General features: G+C 60.3%; 16 protein-coding genes and 1 riboswitch. Of the genes, 1 reads left to right on the forward strand and 15 read right to left on the reverse strand.

Translation table 11 applies throughout. The features are described from left to right. The 11 genes from ACESLM_RS15170 to purS form a co-directional block, all read right to left on the reverse strand. A partial coding sequence (locus ACESLM_RS15170; RefSeq protein ID WP_372632420.1) for a hypothetical protein occupies positions 1-321 on the reverse strand: 321 nt, incomplete at its 3' end. 154 nt (positions 322-475) lie between these two features. Beyond that, positions 476-1318: an AraC family transcriptional regulator gene (locus ACESLM_RS15175; protein WP_372632421.1), complete on the reverse strand. Its 843-nt coding sequence runs from the start codon at positions 1316-1318 to the stop codon at positions 476-478. Positions 1319-1805: 487 nt separating this feature from the next. Further along, positions 1806-3071, reverse strand: coding sequence for a phosphoribosylamine--glycine ligase (gene purD, locus ACESLM_RS15180; protein WP_372632422.1), 1266 nt, complete (start codon positions 3069-3071; stop codon positions 1806-1808). Position 3072: 1 nt separating this feature from the next. Further along, complete coding sequence (locus ACESLM_RS15185) at positions 3073-3819, reverse strand: IMP cyclohydrolase (protein WP_372632423.1); 747 nt, start codon at positions 3817-3819, stop codon at positions 3073-3075. Between the two features lie 93 nt (positions 3820-3912). Then, complete coding sequence (locus ACESLM_RS15190; protein WP_372632424.1) at positions 3913-5100, reverse strand: phosphoribosylaminoimidazolecarboxamide formyltransferase; 1188 nt, start codon at positions 5098-5100, stop codon at positions 3913-3915. 42 nt (positions 5101-5142) lie between these two features. Next, positions 5143-5880, reverse strand: coding sequence for a phosphoribosylglycinamide formyltransferase (gene purN / locus ACESLM_RS15195; protein ID WP_372632425.1), 738 nt, complete (start codon positions 5878-5880; stop codon positions 5143-5145). Beyond that, the gene (purM, locus tag ACESLM_RS15200; protein ID WP_372632426.1) at positions 5877-6923 is read right to left on the reverse strand and encodes a phosphoribosylformylglycinamidine cyclo-ligase; all 1047 of its coding nucleotides are present in this window, start codon (positions 6921-6923) and stop codon (positions 5877-5879) included. The genes purN and purM overlap by 4 nt, the downstream gene beginning before the upstream one ends. 117 nt (positions 6924-7040) lie before the next feature. Continuing rightward, on the reverse strand, positions 7041-8537 hold the full coding sequence (gene purF / locus ACESLM_RS15205; protein ID WP_372632427.1) for an amidophosphoribosyltransferase: 1497 nt from the start codon (positions 8535-8537) through the stop codon (positions 7041-7043). Continuing rightward, a complete protein-coding gene (gene purL / locus ACESLM_RS15210; RefSeq protein WP_372632428.1) occupies positions 8534-10789 on the reverse strand; it encodes a phosphoribosylformylglycinamidine synthase subunit PurL in 2256 nt (751 codons plus the stop codon). The genes purF and purL overlap by 4 nt, the downstream gene beginning before the upstream one ends. Further along, entirely contained in the window at positions 10767-11459 is a 693-nt protein-coding gene (purQ, locus tag ACESLM_RS15215; protein WP_372632429.1) for a phosphoribosylformylglycinamidine synthase subunit PurQ, read from the reverse strand. Before purQ ends, purL begins: the two co-directional genes overlap by 23 nt. A gap of 7 nt (positions 11460-11466) precedes the next feature. Further along, the gene (purS, locus tag ACESLM_RS15220; protein ID WP_372632430.1) at positions 11467-11709 is read right to left on the reverse strand and encodes a phosphoribosylformylglycinamidine synthase subunit PurS; all 243 of its coding nucleotides are present in this window, start codon (positions 11707-11709) and stop codon (positions 11467-11469) included. A 111-nt stretch (positions 11710-11820) separates the two neighbouring features. Here purS and ACESLM_RS15225 point away from each other — a divergent pair, with 111 nt between their 5' ends. Then, a complete protein-coding gene (locus ACESLM_RS15225) occupies positions 11821-12000 on the forward strand; it encodes a hypothetical protein (RefSeq protein WP_372632431.1) in 180 nt (59 codons plus the stop codon). 117 nt (positions 12001-12117) lie between these two features. On the opposite strand, the gene ACESLM_RS15230 is transcribed toward ACESLM_RS15225, so the two are convergent. The 4 genes from ACESLM_RS15230 to purE all read right to left on the reverse strand — a co-directional run bounded on the left by ACESLM_RS15230 (position 12118) and on the right by purE (position 16214). Then, complete coding sequence (locus ACESLM_RS15230) at positions 12118-12999, reverse strand: phosphoribosylaminoimidazolesuccinocarboxamide synthase (RefSeq protein ID WP_372632432.1); 882 nt, start codon at positions 12997-12999, stop codon at positions 12118-12120. A 75-nt stretch (positions 13000-13074) separates the two neighbouring features. Further along, positions 13075-14376 carry an adenylosuccinate lyase gene (gene purB / locus ACESLM_RS15235; protein ID WP_372632433.1) on the reverse strand — a complete coding sequence of 434 codons (1302 nt, stop codon included), beginning with the start codon at positions 14374-14376 and terminating at the stop codon, positions 13075-13077. Positions 14377-14382: 6 nt separating this feature from the next. Then, the gene (purK, locus tag ACESLM_RS15240; RefSeq protein WP_372632434.1) at positions 14383-15729 is read right to left on the reverse strand and encodes a 5-(carboxyamino)imidazole ribonucleotide synthase; all 1347 of its coding nucleotides are present in this window, start codon (positions 15727-15729) and stop codon (positions 14383-14385) included. Then, positions 15726-16214 (reverse strand): 5-(carboxyamino)imidazole ribonucleotide mutase, encoded by a 489-nt coding sequence (purE, locus tag ACESLM_RS15245; RefSeq protein ID WP_372632435.1) that lies wholly within the window; start codon positions 16212-16214, stop codon positions 15726-15728. Before purE ends, purK begins: the two co-directional genes overlap by 4 nt. A 174-nt stretch (positions 16215-16388) precedes the next feature. Further along, positions 16389-16487: riboswitch (purine riboswitch) on the reverse strand. Between the last annotated feature and the right edge of the window lie 47 nt (positions 16488-16534).

Consider the following 16534-nt stretch of genomic DNA (forward strand, 5'->3'; position numbering starts at 1 on the left):
GGGGGATTTGCGCAGGTTAACGGTCCCGCAGACCGTTAACGGGGCGAGGTTGGCGGATTGGCGCAGGTTAACGGCCTCGCGGACCGTTAACGGGGCGAGTTGGGCGGATTGGCGCACGCTAACGGCCTCGCAGACCGTTAACGGGGCGAGTTGGGCGGATTGGCGCACGCTAACGGTCTCGCAGACCGTTAACGGGGCGAGGTTGGCGGATTGGCGCAGGCTAACGGCCTCGCGGACCGTTAACGGGGCGAGTTGGGGGGATTTGCGCACGCTAACGGTCCCGCAGACCGTTAACGGGGCGAGTTGGGGGGATTTGCGCACGCTAACGGCCTCGCGGACCGTTAACGGGGCGAGGTTGGCGGATTGGCGCAGGCTTACGGTCTCGCAGACCGTTAACGGGGCGAGGTCGGCGGGGTGGCGCAGGTTAACGGTCCCGCAGACCGTTAACGGGGCGAGGTCGACGGGGTGGCGGACGTTACCGTCCGGCGGACTGCTGATTTTGTTTTCGCCATTCGAGCGGAGTGACCCCGACGGATTTGACGAACTGCTCGTAAAAACGGCTGGAGCTCGTAAAGCCGACCTCCGACGAAATGAACTCGATCGCTTTGCCCGTCTGGCTCAGCAGTCTCTTGGCTTCCTCAATCCGCAGGTTGATGACGTACTGCTTGGGAGAGACGCCTACCGCTTCCGAAAACCTTTTACGAAGAATGCTCTCCGATAAGTAATGGCGAGCGGCGATATCGTGAATCGTAATCGGCGTATTGTAGTTTCTGTGAATCTCCTTCAGCACCTCTTGCACGATCCGCTTGTCCCCGTGAGCCTCGGTGTCGGGGGTGACGGTTACGTTGCGATGGAACAGCAGCAGCACCGTTTCGAAAGCGATCCTCATCAGATCGTAGGAATAGTCGCCTCGTTCCTCGGAGTGCCACTCCCTCTCCAGCCGGGTCAGGCTCATCTCCGCCCACTGCCTGTCCCCCTCGTCCAGATGCGCGCTCCAGAGCCGGTGCGGCTTCTGGTAAGCGCTCAGGAACAAGTATTGGCAGAAAGCCGGAACTTTGGCATAGAGAAAATGGACGGACAGCCCCGTCCATGGCTCGGTGCAGACGAAACCATGATGCAGGCCGGAAGGAATCAGGATCAGATCTCCCGCCGATACTTTGATATTTTGTTCGTAAGAGCTGTAATAGCCTCCCCCGCCCAAAATCAAGGTCAACTCGTCGTATTCGTGCGAATGGGACATGAACAGGCCTTCTCCCTGCTCGGCCTGAAAAGTATGCGGCTTAAACCGTTCGATGCTCGTAATGAAGCCTCTGGCCATACGAATATTCGCCCTTCCCTTTTTCGTCTTGGCGACCTAAGGAACCGTGCGTCGAATTCGTGGTGTGCTCTTATATTACCATGTCCCCAGCGAAGGGAGCCATAGTTCGGACCGTCACAAAGAAAGACTCATTATTCCGCGGGATTGGGGAATCCTACAACGTAACCTGTCGCTCCCCTCAAGCGGCGGACAATTTTTCACACGGGAGATGTATAGCCATGGAAAGCTTCTTTCGGTGGGTGTCGTCCCACGTCTTGACCGTACTGCTTATCCTCGGCGTCATTTATGCGGTCGCCTTCGTTCTGACTCGTCGCAAATCGCTGTTCTACAAAGAATAAGCCCCCGGTCCGGTCCGCCCGCTTGCGCAAGCTTCCCGAGCCGGAGGCTCATGCTGGTTATGCCGTGACCTGGGCCGCGGAGATGCCCGTTCATCTCGTCCGTGCGCTTTGACCGCAATGTCCGCGTGTCTCGCGTCTCGTACGATTCGTTACACGAGCGCCTTGGCCGCAATGTCCTTGCGATTTTGTTTGCCTTCGAACGTAATGCCGGCCGCCGCCGCATACGCGTTGGCCCGCGCTTCGGCGATGCCCGCGCCGCGTCCGACGACGCCGAGCACGCGTCCTCCATTAGTGACGACCCGTCCGTCCTTCAGCGCCGTTCCCGCATGGAAGACGAGAGCGCCGGGAACGTTTACGCCGTCCAGACCGTCGATCGGGAAGCCTTTCGGGTAAGAGCCCGGGTAGCCGCCCGAAGCAAGCACGACGCACACCGCCGCCTCATCGCTCCATCGAATGTCCATATCCGCCAACGTGCCGTCGATCGAAGCCAAGAAAATGTCCAGCAGGTCCGTTTCCAGACGAGGAAGAACGACCTGCGTCTCCGGATCGCCGAAACGGGCGTTGAATTCGATCGTTTTGGGACCGTCCTTCGTGATCATGAGTCCTGCGAACAGAACGCCGCGGAACGGACGCCCTTCCGATACCATCGCGCGCGCCGTCGGCTTGACGATGTTCTCGATCGCATCCTCGATAATCGCCTGGTCGATGTGCGGAAGCGGAGAATACGTGCCCATGCCGCCGGTATTCGGCCCTTTGTCGTTGTCGAATACCTGCTTATGGTCCTGCGCAGGAGACATCGCCCGCACCGTATTGCCGTCCACGAACGCAAGAATGGACATTTCCTGACCTTCGAGGAATTCCTCGATGACAACCTTGTCGCCGGCCGCGCCGAACGACTTGCTCACCATCGTCTCCTCCAGCGCCTTGTCCGCTTCCTCGCGCGTGAAGCATACCGTTACGCCTTTGCCCGCGGCCAGACCGTCCGCCTTGATGACGATCGGCATCGGCTGCTGAGCCAGATAAGCTTTAGCCGACTCGTAGTCGGTGAACGTCTCGTATTTCGCGGTCGGGATGTCGTACTTGCGCAGCAGATTTTTCATGAAAATTTTGCTACCTTCGATTTCCGCCGCGTTTTTGCGAGGACCGTACACCGGAATCGAAGCCGCCTCGAACTCGTCCACGATGCCCGCCGCCAGCGGATCGTCCGGACCGACGACGACGAGGTCGATCGACTGCTCTTTGGCGAAGCCGACGAGACGGGCGAATTCCATCTCTCCGATGTCCACGTTCTCCGCCAGTCCGGCGATTCCGGCGTTGCCGGGAGCGCAATAGATTTTCTCGACTTTGGGGCTCTTCTTCAGCGCCCAGACGATCGCGTGCTCGCGCCCGCCGCGTCCGATAACCAGAATGCGCACCTTACACCCCTCCTTCGGAATCCTTGTTGACGACCTTCAAGGAAACTTCGCCGTCGGAGATGCGGATCGTTTTCACGAGCAAGGAGATTTTGTTGTCGTCGTTGAGCAGGTTCCAGTAGAACTGCGCCGTCTCCTGTTCGTCGTCGAACAGCGGAGCGAGTTGAGGCTCGCCGGCGAAAGAAGGCAGCGGGTTGCCGTCCCCTACGTACGTCGAGATGAAGTGTCCGTATCCTGGGATCGCTTTTTCATAGTGGAAAAATTGACGCTTCGTCTGGGACTCGTCGTTCTCGTTCGACTTGAGGATCGACAGCTTATAAGCATTCTGCTTGTCGTTCAGATCGACGATGCCCGAGATGCGAGGCGTAAAGTTCGGCGGGTCCGGCTCGTAAGTGCGCTGCGCCAGCGCCTGCTCGAAGCTGCCGCCGCTCCGCAGGGATTCCCAGATCGTATCGGTCTGGTCGCCGTTCGTCACGATATGAGCGCCGCCTTCATGACGAAGCGGATAATAGATGATGAGCGACGGATCGGACAGCTTGGCCGGATCGCGCGCTTCCGTACGCAAGAAACCGTTCTCCTCCGGCACGAAAATGCGATTGCGGCTGTTCTCGCTCCGGCCCATGATCCAGTAGACCTGCACGAACCGCGAAGCGTCCGGCGTAAGGCCGATCACGATTCCGCGGCCCGGGTAAGCGTTCGTCTTCAACTGCTGGACGGTGCGATCCGCCAGCTCTTGCCATTTTGCGGACATGGTTGCCGCCCCTTTCGTCTTCGTGTATACGTTCGAATGGGAGTTCAGAAAGTCAGCTTCGTGATCAAAATCGGACTTTTCGAACTTCCGCTATTAGTGATGGAACAGGCGTACGCCGGAGTAGACCATCACCATGTTATAGTCGTTGGCGGCTTGCACGACTTCTTCGTCGCGCAGCGACTTGCCGGCTTGAATGACGTATTTCACGCCGCTGCGGCTGGCCCGGTCAAGGTTGTCGCGGAACGGGAGGAAAGCGTCGGAACCGTAGGAGACGCCCTGCAAGCCGTTCAGCCATTCGCGCTTCTCTTCGCGCGTCAGACGGGCCGGAACGACCTCAAAGCAGCTTTCCCATGCCGCTTGCTCGATCGGCGTAACTTCGTCCTCGAGCCACAGGTCGATGGCGTTGTTCTGCTCGGCGCGCGCCAAGCCTTCGCGGAACTTCATGTTCAGCGCGGCCGGATGCTGCCGGAGGTACCAGCGGTCCGCCTTGTCGCCGGCAAGGCGCGTACAGTGAATGCGCGATTGCTGGCCTGCGCCGATGCCGATCGTCTGGCCGTCCAGCGTGTAGCAGATGGAATTGGACTGCGTATATTTGAGCGTGATGAGCGCCACGAGCATGTCGCGCTTGGCGCTGTCCGGGATCTCCTTGTTCGCGGTGATAACATTCGCAAGGTCGAACACGGAAGCGTCCGGCACGGCGCTGTTGCGTTCCTGCTGGAGCTTCAGACCGAACAATGTACGGGTCTCGATCGGGTTCGGCACGTAATCCGGATCGATCTGCAGAATGAGGTACTTGCCGCCCTTCTTCTGCTTCAAAATGTCGAGCGCCTCGGGCGTATAACCCGGAGCCACAACCAGATCGGACACCTCGCGCTTGAGCAGCGTCGCCGTCGATGCGTCCACGACGTCGCTCAGCGCTGCCGCGTCTCCGAAGGAGGACATGCGGTCGGCACCGCGCGCGCGGGCGTAAGCGGTCGCCAGCTGCGACAGCCCTTCAGCTTCGACGAAATAAGCTTTCGCCAGTTCCGGAGACAGCGGCGAATAGACGGCCGCGCCCGCCGGGCTGACGTGCTTGAAGGAAGCCGCAGCCGGAAGACCGGTCGCCTGGCGAAGCTCGCGCACGAGCTGGAACGCGTTCAGCGCGTCGAGCAGATTGATGAAGCCCGGGTCGCCGTTCAGCACGGTCAGCGGCAACGGCTTGCCGTCTGCGCTGAACAGCTTCGCTTCTTTCTGATGCGGGTTCATGCCGTAGCGTAAAGCAATTTCGTGGATCTCGCTCATGAATAATTTTCGTCCTTTCCTGATTCGGCTCGTCGTCCGGCGTTAATCGCCGAGACGGATAGTCACTTTCCGATCGTTCAACGTCACTCGGCCTTCCGAGATCCAACGCACCGTTTGCGGCAGCAATTCATGCTCGACCGCATGCACGCGCTCGGCCAACGAATCTTCCGTATCGTCGTCCCGGACCTCGATGGTCCGCTGCGCGATAATCGGTCCGGAATCCATTCCGCCGTCTACGAAGTGCACGGTCACGCCCGTCTGCTTGACTCCGTACTCCAGCGCCTGACGAATCGCACGCACGCCCGGGAAGGACGGCAGCAACGCCGGATGAATGTTGATCATCCGCCCGTAGTAAGGATCGACCAGCGTCGCGGTAATCAGCCTCATGTAGCCGGCCAGCACGATCAACTCCACGTTTTCCTCGCGAAGACGTCCGACGATCTCCTCTTCGTAGGCTTCCCTCGACGCGTATGCTTTGGGATCGAACAGGAAGGTCGGCACGCCCAGCGCTTCCGCCCGCTGCACAACTCTCGCCGCCGGCTTGTCGCACACGAGCAGCGACACTTCAGCGGGAATCGCTTGCTCCCGGATCGCCTCGACGAGCGCCTGAAAATTACTCCCGCTTCCGGACGCGAATACCGCGATTTTCAGGGGCTGCGTCGTCTGCCGCTGCGATGTCGAAGCGGCCGGTTGTCGAGCCGAATTCGGCAAAATCGTCGGCGATGGCTGCGAACTCGCGGGCTTTTCCATGTCCGCTGCCGAGTCGCGACCAGCCGTCATGGCAGCTCCGCGCCTTCGAACGTCACGATTTTGGAGCCTTCTGTCACCGTTCCGATGCGATAAGCTTGCTCGCCGTTCGCCTTTGCGATTTCCAGCGCCTGCTCGGCTTGACCCGCAGGCACGACCAGCACCATGCCGATGCCCATGTTGAACGTCGTGTACATGTCGCGGTCGGTGATGTTGCCGGATTGCTGCAGCAGGCCGAAAATCGGAAGCACCGGCCACGAGCCGCGGTTGATGTCGACGTTGACGCCTTCCGGCAGCACGCGCGGAATGTTCTCGATGAAGCCGCCGCCCGTAATATGAGCCATGCCCTTGACGGAGACCGATTCGAGCAGCTTCAGAATTTGCTTGACGTAGATGCGAGTCGGTTCGATCAGCACGTCGCCCAGCGTACGGCCTTCAAGCTCGGCTGGCTTGTCTGTAAGCGAATAGCCTTTTTGCTCCAGCAGCAGACGGCGAACGAGCGAGAAGCCGTTCGAATGAATGCCGCTCGACGCGAACCCGATGACCGCGTCCCCGGCTTGGATCGTCGAGCCGTCGATCGCTTTCGGACGATCCACGATACCGACCGTAAAGCCGGCGATGTCGTACTCGCCTTCGGAGTACATGCCCGGCATCTCGGCTGTCTCTCCGCCGATCAACGCGCAGCCGGCTTGCTCGCAGCCGTCGGCGATGCCTTTGACAATCGCTTCGATCTTCTCGGGAATGACTTTGTCGCAAGCGAGATAGTCGAGGAAAAACAGCGGCTCGGCTCCGGTCACGATGACATCGTTAACGCACATCGCCACCGCGTCGATGCCGATCGTATCGTGCTTGTCCATCGCGAACGCCAGCTTCAGCTTCGTGCCGACGCCGTCCGTGCCGCTGACGAGCACCGGCTCCTCATACTTGTCTTTGTTCAGGCCGAACAAGCCGCCGAACCCGCCAAGACCGGTTAACACCTCCGGACGGAACGTCCGCTTGACGTGCTTCTTCATCCGTTCGACCGCTTCGTTGCCGGCCGCGATATCGACTCCGGCCTGTTTGTACGCCTCGGACAATGATTTCAGCTCCTTTTATACTTGTAAACTCGGGTTATCGTGCGCGTCGCGCCCTCCCGTCCAGGCACGCCTCCGTGCTCCCGTCCCGCCATGGCCTCCGCCGTGCCCCGACCGCGATCAATCGCAGCTGCAAGAAGTCAGCTTAGCGTCCTCGAAACGAACCGGAGTCGGGTAATCATTATTAAAGCAAGCCATGCACAGCCCGTTGTTGTACTCGTCCGGGTGGATGCCGACGGCGTCGCGCAGCCCTTTCTCCGTCAGGAAGTACAAGGAATCCGCGTTGATCGCCCGCCGAATTTCCTCGACCGACTTGCTGGAGGCGATCAGATCGCCCGGATTCGGCGTATCGATGCCGTAATAGCAGGGATTCATGAATGGCGGCGAAGTAATCCGCACATGAACCTCCAGCGCGCCGGCTTCGCGAAGCATGTTCACGATCCGCAGCGACGTCGTGCCGCGCACGATCGAGTCGTCGATCATGACGACTCGTCTGCCTTCGACGACTTTGCGAACGGCGGACAGCTTCATCTTGACGCCCTTCTCGCGAAGCTCCTGGGAAGGCTGGATAAACGTTCGTCCGGTATATTTGTTTTTGATCAGGCCCAGCTCGTAAGGGATGCCCGTCTGCTCCGCGTAACCGATCGCCGCCGAGATGCTCGAATCCGGCACCCCGGTCACGATGTCCGCGTCCACGAACGATTCCTGCGCCAGAATCTGGCCCATCCGCTTCCGCGAAGAATGCAGGTTGGCCCCGTAAATGTCGCTGTCCGGACGCGCGAAGTAGATGTACTCCATCGAGCAAATCGCCCGTCGCTTCATCGGTGCGAACCGTTCCTCGCGCAGCCCGTCCTTGCTCAGCACGAGCAGCTCGCCCGGCTGAACGTCGCGTACGTACTCCGCCCCGATCGTCTCCAGAGCGCACGACTCCGAAGCGAAGATATAAGCCTCGCCGAGCCGCCCCATCACAAGCGGACGAAGGCCATGAGGATCGCACGCCGCGATCAGGTAATCCTTCGTCTGGATCAGGAACGCGTAGCCCCCGATCAGACGCAGGAAAGCGTCCTTGACCGCTTCAACCAGATCCTTGGAAGAACGCGCGATCAGATGCGCGATGACCTCCGTGTCGCTTGTCGTCTGGAAGATCGAGCCCGATTCCTCCAGTTCCTTGCGGATGACCGGCTCGTTGACCAGGTTTCCGTTCGTGCAGACGGCCAGATCGCCGCCGCGATACTTAAACACGAGAGGCTGCGCGTTCCCCAGATGGCTGGAGCCGGAAGTGGAATACCGCACATGGCCGATCGCTTGATTACCCTTCAGCGACTCCATCCGGTCGCGGTCGAACACTTCCTTGACGAGCCCCATGCCCCGGTGGTAATGGAACGTGCCTTCATCCGACGCGCAGATGCCGCAGCTCTCCTCGCCGCGGTGCTGCAACGCGTGCAGACCGTAATAGGAAAGATTGGCCGCGTCGGGATGACCGTACACCCCGAACACGCCGCACTCCTCCCGCACCTTATCGAAAATGGATTCCTTGCTGCTGTTGCCCTCGTTGTAATAATCCCCGGTCCAGAGCCGCGTCACTTCTGTCCCCCCGTTCGCAACGCTAGATGTCATGCGTTCTTACCGCTCATGTGGTTCGGAATCGCCTGCGACCATGCCGCGCGCAGCTCCGCTACGGAAGCGTCGATCGCGTCGTGTCCGCCAACGCTTACCTTCAACCGATCGCCGCCAACCGTTCCCAGACGCTTAAGAGGCACGCCCGCTTTCGTCGCTTGAAGCGCGAATTTCATCTCCACTTCCGGCTTAACCGTCACCAAAATCCGCGACTGCGATTCGCTGAACAGAGCCAGGTCCGGGCGCAGATTCGTCTCGAACGCAACGTCCGCGCCCAAGCCGCGTCCGAAGCCGGCTTCCGCCAGCGCCGCCGCCAGTCCGCCCTCGGACAAGTCGTGCGCCGAAGCGACCAGACCGTCTTGAATTGCCGTCAACACCGTCTGCTGCAGCAGCTTCTCGACCGCCAGATCCAGCTCCGGAGGGCGGCCTTCCGTTACGCCGTGAACGGCATATTGGAATTCGCTGCCGCCGATCTCCGCCTTCGTCTCGCCGAGCAGGAAGATCACGTCGCCTTCCGCCTTGAACTCTTGCGTCGTAATATGATCGACGTCATGCACGAGTCCGACCATGCCGACGACCGGCGTCGGATAGATCGCTCCGCGCGTATTTTCGTTGTACAACGACACGTTGCCCCCGATAACCGGCGTATCCAGGAACCGGCAAGCTTCCGCCATGCCGTCGACCGCCTTCTCCATCTGCCAGAAAATTTCCGGCTTCTCCGGGCTTCCGAAGTTCAGGTTGTCCGTAATCGCCAGCGGCTCTGCGCCCGAGCATACGATATTCCGGCCAGCCTCGGCCACCGCAATGCGTCCGCCGACTTCCGGATCCAGGTACACGTAACGGCCGTTGCAGTCCGTCGTCATCGCGAGCCCTTTGCGCGTGCCGCGAATGGTGACGACCGCCGCGTCCGAACCCGGACGAACCGCCGTTTCCGTGCGCACCATGTAGTCGTACTGATTATATACCCACTCTTTGCTGGCCAGCGACGGCGAACCGAGCACCTTCAGCAAAGCGTCGTTCAAGTCCAGCACTTGCTCGTAACGGTTCGTATCCACGGAACCGTTCTTCAAATAATACTCCGGCACGGCGGAAGGCTTCTCGTAGATCGGACAGTCGTCCACGAGCGCCTTGACCGGCATATCGCCGACCAGCTCGCCTTTGTGGAACAGCTTCAGACGGCCGTCGTCGGACACTTTGCCGACCTTCGCGCAGTGCAATCCCCAACGGGCGAAAATCGCCTTAGCCTGCTCCTCGTGCTGAGGCTCGCAGACGAACAGCATCCGCTCCTGCGACTCGGACAGCATCATCTCGTATGCCGTCATGCCTTCTTCGCGCTGCGGCACTTCGTCCAGGTACAATTCCATGCCGTTGCCCGCCTTGCTCGCCATCTCCGCGCTGGAGCAGGTGAGGCCCGCTGCACCCATATCCTGGATGCCGAGCACGATGCCGGAGTCGATCAGCTCAAGCGTCGCTTCCATGACGAGCTTCTCCATGAACGGATCGCCGACCTGTACCGCCGAACGCTTCGCTTCGGACTCGGCCGTCAGATCCTCGGATGCGAAAGTCGCCCCGTGGATGCCGTCGCGTCCCGTCGCAGGTCCGACGTAGAACACCGGGTTGCCGATGCCTTTGGCTACGCCGCGCTGGATTTTATCGTGATCGATCAGCCCTACGCACATCGCGTTGACGAGCGGGTTGCCTTCGTACGCTTCGTCGAACATGATCTCGCCCGCGACCGTCGGGATGCCGATACAGTTTCCGTATCCTGCAATACCGCTGACAACGTGCTCGAACAAGTAGCGCACGCGCTCGTTCTCCAACCGGCCGAACCGCAAAGAGTTCAGCAACGCCACCGGCCGCGCGCCCATCGAGAAAATATCCCGAATAATGCCGCCCACGCCTGTAGCCGCGCCCTGATAAGGCTCAACCGCGGACGGATGGTTGTGCGATTCGATTTTGAACACGACCGCCTGGTTGTCGCCGATGTCGACGATGCCCGCTCCTTCGCCCGGTCCCATCAGGACGCGAGGGCCGGTAATCGGGAACCGCTTCAACAACGGCTTCGAGTTCTTATAAGCGCAATGCTCCGACCACATGACGCTGAACACGCCGATCTCCGTATAGTTCGGCTTGCGTCCCATAAAGTCGCAGATCAACTCGTACTCCTTGTCCGAAACGCCGAATTGCTTATATATTTTCTGCTCCGCGATTTGCTCGACAGTTGGTTCCTTAGCGGATACTTGCTGCGCCATTGCGTTCCCTCCAAGCGTTAAGTACTGACGTAAACATCCGCGCGCCGTCGGCGGAGCCGAGAATTTCTTTCACCGCGCGCTCCGGGTGAGGCATCATGCCCACGACATTGCCCGCTTCGTTGCACACGCCGGCGATATTGTCGACGGAGCCGTTCGGGTTATCGCCCGCGTAGCGGAACACGATCTGATCGTTCGCCTTCAGCGCCGCCAGCGTCTCGTCGTCCACATAGTAGCTGCCTTCGCCATGGGCAATCGGAATCGTGATGACTTCGCCTTGCGCAAAATCGTTGGTGAAGCCCGTCTTGGCGTTCTCGACCGTGAGGCCGACTTGGTGGCAGCGGAATTTCAGCGAGTTGTTGCGAATGAGCGCTCCCGGCAGGAGACCCGCTTCCGTCAGGATCTGGAACCCGTTGCAGATGCCGAGAATGAACTTGCCCTCTTCGGCGGCTTTCTTCACTTCGGCCATGACCGGCGCGAATTGCGCGATGGCTCCGCAGCGCAGATAGTCCCCGTAGGAGAAACCGCCCGGAACGAGAATCGCGTCATACGCGGACAGATCGGTCGCCGTGTGGAACACGTAATCGACTTGCTCGCCGACCGTGTCTTCTACCGCTTTGTAACAGTCGATATCGCAGTTGGAACCCGGAAAAACAAGAACAGCGAATTTCATGAGCGCCTCAGCCCTCCAATTCGAAACGATAGTCTTCGACAACCGTGTTCGCCAGCAGCTTCTCGCACATGACTTTGAGTTGTTCCTCCGCTTGCGCGCGATCGTTCGTGTCCAGATCCAGTTCGAGGTATTTGCCGATTCTCACCTTGCCGACTTCATTGAATCCGAGCGTATGCAGCGCGCCCTGCACCGCGTTCCCTTGCGGGTCGAGCACGTTCTGCTTGATCGTCACGTAAACCTTTGCTTTCATGGGGAGGTTCCTCCTGATTTGTAGGTTGATGTGGATGTTGAATTTATAAGAACGTCTGGCTTGTGAAAAGTAAACCCTTCTGCGGGTGCGATACGGCGGATCCGTTGGGCGGTGCGTCAGGCGTTGGCGCAGGTTAGCGGTTCGATGGACCGTTATTCCCTCCCGCGGGCCGCTTCCGCCGACGTTAACGGTCCGGCGGACCGCTATTCCCTCCCGCGGGCCGCTTCCGCCGACGTTAACGGTCTGGCAGACCGTTATTCCCTCCCGCGGGCCGTTTCCGCATCCCGTTAACGGTCCGGCAGACCGTTATTCCCTCCCGAGGGCCGCTTCGGCCGACGTTAACGGTCTGGCGGACCGTTATTCCCTCCCGGGGGCCGCTTCGGCCGACGTTAACGGTCCGGCGGACAGCTATTCCGTCAGCCTTCGGGCAATGTCGCGATAGCGAGCCGTCGTCGCCTGGACGACTTCGGCGGGCAGCGATGGCGGCGGGCTGATCATGTCCCAATCCGATCCGGCCAGATAGGCGCGCACCGGCTCCTTGTCCATGCTGTCGATCTCGACGTCGAGCTTGTAGTTCTCCTCCGCCCAGAAGCGCGAGGAGTCAGGCGTAAACAACTCGTCGATAAGGATGATCTCCCCGTCGATCAGGCCGAACTCGAACTTGCAGTCGGCGAGGATGATGCCCCGCGCGGCGCAATAGTCGCGGCCGAACTCGTACAGCTTGAGGCTGCGGTCGCGCAGCGCTTCCGACAGCTCCTGGCCGACGCGGCGGGCCATCTCCTCGAACGGGATGTCCTCGTCGTGGCCGACGTCGTTCTTGCCGGCCGGCGTGAAGATCGGCTGCTCCAGCTTCGAGTTTTTGCGCAGCCCTTCCGGCAGCTTAATTCCGTTAACCTCGCCCGAAGACTGATACTGCCGCCAGCCGCCGCCCGTAATATAGCCGCGCACGACGCACTCGATATCGACCCGCTTCGCCTTGCGGCTGACCATGATGCGTCCGGCCAGCTTCTCCGGCTCCTTCACGATGTCCCCGAGCAGCGCCGCGTCCGTATGAACGACATGGTTAGGCTGAAAGCTCGCGGTCTGCTCGAACCAATGCGCGCTCAGCCCGTTCAAGACGCTGCCTTTTCCGGGAACCGGAGGGTCCAGCACATAGTCGAACGCCGAGATGCGATCCGTTACTACAATTAATAAGTGCTCGCCGAGATCGTACAGCTCCCGGACTTTGCCCTTGTGAATGAGCGGGGCGTTCACGAGCCCTTCGGCCGTAGCCAAAGCTTGGGTAGTCATTGCTGCCTCCTAGCGGCGCCTGCAAGCGCGCGTATTATTTCAAGCCCAAGGGCTCGTCACGAAACTAGAGGTATTTTATTGCGCGACGAGGCCCAACCGGTCGAAAATCGTCTCCACATGCTTCAGATGCCACGTCGGATCGAAGCAGTCGGCAATTTCCTCCGCGGACAGCACGTCGGTAATTTCCTTCGTCGACGCCACGATATCGCGGAAATCGCGCTGCTCCTCCCATGCCTGCATCGCGCGCGGCTGCACGGTGTCGTACGCCTGCTCGCGGGCGAAGCCCTTGTCGATCAGCTTCGTCATGACCCGGCCGGAGAACGGCACGTTGTACGTGCGGGACATGTTGCGCTTCATATTTTCCGGGAATACGGTCAAGTTCTTCACGATGTTGCCGAAGCGGTTCAGCATGTAGTTGAGCAGCATCGTCGCGTCCGGCAAAATGACGCGCTCCGCCGAGGAGTGCGAGATATCGCGCTCGTGCCACAGCGGCACGTTCTCATAGGCGGTCAGCATATGGCCGCGAATGACGCGGGACAGTCCGCTCATGTTCTCGCAGCCGATCGGGTTGCGCTTGTGCGGCATCGCCGACGAGCCTTTCTGCCCTTTGCCGAACGGCTCCTCGACTTCGCGGAACTCGCTCTTCTGCAAGCCGCGGATTTCCGTCGCGAACTTGTCGATCGACGTCGCGATCAGCGCCAGCGTCGCCATATATTCCGCGTGACGGTCGCGCTGCAGCGTCTGGGTCGAGATCGGCGCCGCCTTGATGCCGAGCTTGTCGCAGACGAACTGCTCGACGAACGGATCGATGTTGGCGTAAGTGCCGACCGCTCCGGACATTTTGCCGAATTGAACGCCGTCCGCCGCATGCTCGAACCGTTCCAGATTCCGCTTCATTTCCTCATGCCACAGCGCCAGCTTCAGCCCGAACGTCGTCGGCTCCGCGTGAACGCCGTGCGTCCGGCCCATCATTGGCGTGTTCTTATATTTAATCGCCTGATCGCGAAGGATGGCGATGAAGTTCTCGATATCTTTGCGCAAAATCTCGTTCGCTTGGCGAAGCAGATAGCCCATCGCCGTATCGACGACGTCCGTCGAAGTGAGGCCGTAGTGCACCCATTTGCGCTCCGCTCCCAGACTCTCGGATACCGCACGGGTAAAGGCGATAACGTCGTGGCGGGTTTCCAGCTCGATCTCGTAAATACGGTCGATGTCGAACTTCGCGTTTTTGCGCAGCTCCACCGTGTCTTCGCGCGGAATGTGTCCGAGCTCGGCCCATGCCTCGCACGCGCACAGTTCTACTTCCAGCCAGGCTTGGAACTTGTTCTGTTCGGTCCAGATCGCCCGCATCTCGGGACGGCTATAACGTTCTAACATGTGTGATTAAACCCTCCATATGTTCGATTGGGATATCCATTCCAACGCCGCCTCTACGTTCGGGGCAAGCACGTTCAGATGACCCATCTTGCGCTTGTGTTTCGCTTCCGCCTTGCCGTACAGATGAACTTTGACCTCGACGCCTAGCTTCTCGGCAGCCGGGTCCTTCTCGCCCACCCAGGCCAGAAGCGGCTCCATATGCTCGCCGAGAATGTTCGCCATGACGACCGGCGTCAGCAGCGACGGGTCCCCGAGCGGCAGATCGCAGATCGCCCGGACGTGCTGCTCGAATTGCGACGTGCGGCACGCTTCCATCGTGTAATGTCCGGAATTGTGCGGTCTTGGCGCCAGCTCGTTGACGTACAGCTGTCCGTCCGCCGTCAGGAACATCTCGACGGCGATCAGCCCTACGACGCCGAGCGTCTCGGCGATCGATACGGCCAGCTTCTCGGCTTCCCGTCTCGTCTCGTCTCCGATGCGCGCCGGCACGATAGATAGATGCAATATATTATGAACGTGGATGTTTTCCGCGGGCGGGAACGTCTTCACTTCTCCCGAAGGGCTTCTCGCCGCGATCACGGAAATTTCCTTCTCAAACGTAATAAACTTCTCCAACACAAGCTGCGTACCGCTTCGCTCCGCCTGTTCCCAGGCCGGAGCCAGCTCTTCCTCGCTCCGCAGCACCCACTGGCCTTTGCCGTCGTAGCCGCCGGTCGCCGTCTTCAGCACCGCCGGAAGTCCGAGCCTCTCGGCCGCTTCGCGCAAACCGTTCAGGCTCTCGATCTCGGCGTAAGGCGCAACCTGCGCCCCCGCCGCTTCGACCGCCTGCTTCTCGCGCAGCCGATGCTGCGTCGTATACAGCAGCTTGCTGCCTTGGGGCACGTAGGAGTCCCGCTCCAACATCTCCGCCACGCCGGCGTCCACGTTCTCGAACTCGTACGTGATGACGTCCGAACGCCGCGCCAATTCCCGCGCCGCCTCCCGGTCGTCGTACGCTGCCGTGATCTGCACGGCTGTCTGCCCGCAAGGGCTGTCCGGCGTCGGATCGAGCGTCACGAACCGGTAGCCGAGGCGGCTGCCGGCGTGCGCCAGCATCCGGCCGAGCTGGCCGCCGCCGAGGACGCCGATCGTCGATCCCGGCACAATCTGCCGCTTGGACGAGACCGGCCCTCCGGCCGAACTGGCGCTTTTCAGCGTTTCTTCCGCCGTACTCTCCAGGGTTTCGCTTGCCGCTCCACCGCTCTCAGGAGTTTCGCCTGACGCGCCCGGAACGGCACAGCCGAACTCGTCGCACGCCATGCCCTCTCCGTCGAACAAATTGACGAGCTTGTTCACGTTATCCCCTCCGCTCATGAAGGCAGCTCCGCGTTGTCCAGCACATCGCGCGTAATGCGATCGCGCCTTGAGGCTACGCGAGCCTGCACGTCCGGATCGAACGCGCCGACGATCTGCGCCGCGAGCAAGCCCGCGTTCGTCGCGCCTGCCGCGCCGATCGCTACCGTCGCCACCGGAATGCCTCCCGGCATCTGCACGATGGAGAGCAACGAGTCCAGCCCGTTCAACGCTTTCGATTGAACGGGCACTCCGATAACGGGCAGGACGGTCTTCGCCGCGACCATGCCCGGCAGATGAGCGGCGCCTCCGGCGCCGGCGATAATCACTTTCAAGCCGCGGGATACCGCGGATTCCGCATATTCGAACATCAAGTCCGGCGTCCGATGCGCGGAGACGACTTTTTTCTCGTAGGGAATGTTCAACTCCTCAAGAATCTCGCACGCTTTCTTCATCGTTTCCCAATCCGACGTGCTGCCCATGATGACGCCGACAAGTGACGACATGATTCCACCCTTCCCCGGTTGCGTTCTGATCATTTTCCACCCGAAATGAAAAAAAGATCGATAGGAATACCCTCAGTATTCCCCAATCGACCTTCGTTCTCTACGTTCTTCGCAACAACGCGCAGCGACGACAAGACAAAGCCCGAACCTCGTTTGGTCCGCGCTTCTATTTCATGCCGCCTGCGATTGCCGCGTAGTCCGGAAATTAGGGTTTCCAGGTAGAGACGTTCGGGCCGATTCCCGACATATACGCGCTTGGCGTCTTGCCTTGTAACCGGCAAGTCATTTCGCTTCTTGACGCTTCTAAGTTTACCCCAGAG

Origin of the sequence: Cohnella sp., assembly GCF_041641335.1 — a bacterium.
Lineage (GTDB): Bacteria > Bacillota > Bacilli > Paenibacillales > Paenibacillaceae > Cohnella.

Excerpts from the sequence above, each read along its gene's own strand:
- purF (WP_372632427.1), bottom strand. The coding sequence starts at position 8,537 with ATGACATCTAGCGTTGCGAACGGGGGGACAGAAGTGACGCGGCTCTGG.
- ACESLM_RS15185 (WP_372632423.1), bottom strand. The coding sequence starts at position 3,819 with ATGTCCGCAAAATGGCAAGAGCTGGCGGATCGCACCGTCCAGCAGTTG.
- purS (WP_372632430.1), bottom strand. The coding sequence starts at position 11,709 with ATGAAAGCAAAGGTTTACGTGACGATCAAGCAGAACGTGCTCGACCCG.
- ACESLM_RS15175 (WP_372632421.1), bottom strand. The coding sequence starts at position 1,318 with ATGGCCAGAGGCTTCATTACGAGCATCGAACGGTTTAAGCCGCATACT.
- purE (WP_372632435.1), bottom strand. The coding sequence starts at position 16,214 with ATGTCGTCACTTGTCGGCGTCATCATGGGCAGCACGTCGGATTGGGAA.
- purQ (WP_372632429.1), bottom strand. The coding sequence starts at position 11,459 with ATGAAATTCGCTGTTCTTGTTTTTCCGGGTTCCAACTGCGATATCGAC.
- ACESLM_RS15230 (WP_372632432.1), bottom strand. The coding sequence starts at position 12,999 with ATGACTACCCAAGCTTTGGCTACGGCCGAAGGGCTCGTGAACGCCCCG.
- ACESLM_RS15190 (WP_372632424.1), bottom strand. The coding sequence starts at position 5,100 with ATGAGCGAGATCCACGAAATTGCTTTACGCTACGGCATGAACCCGCAT.
- purB (WP_372632433.1), bottom strand. The coding sequence starts at position 14,376 with ATGTTAGAACGTTATAGCCGTCCCGAGATGCGGGCGATCTGGACCGAA.
- purN (WP_372632425.1), bottom strand. The coding sequence starts at position 5,880 with ATGACGGCTGGTCGCGACTCGGCAGCGGACATGGAAAAGCCCGCGAGT.
- purK (WP_372632434.1), bottom strand. The coding sequence starts at position 15,729 with ATGAGCGGAGGGGATAACGTGAACAAGCTCGTCAATTTGTTCGACGGA.
- purL (WP_372632428.1), bottom strand. The coding sequence starts at position 10,789 with ATGGCGCAGCAAGTATCCGCTAAGGAACCAACTGTCGAGCAAATCGCG.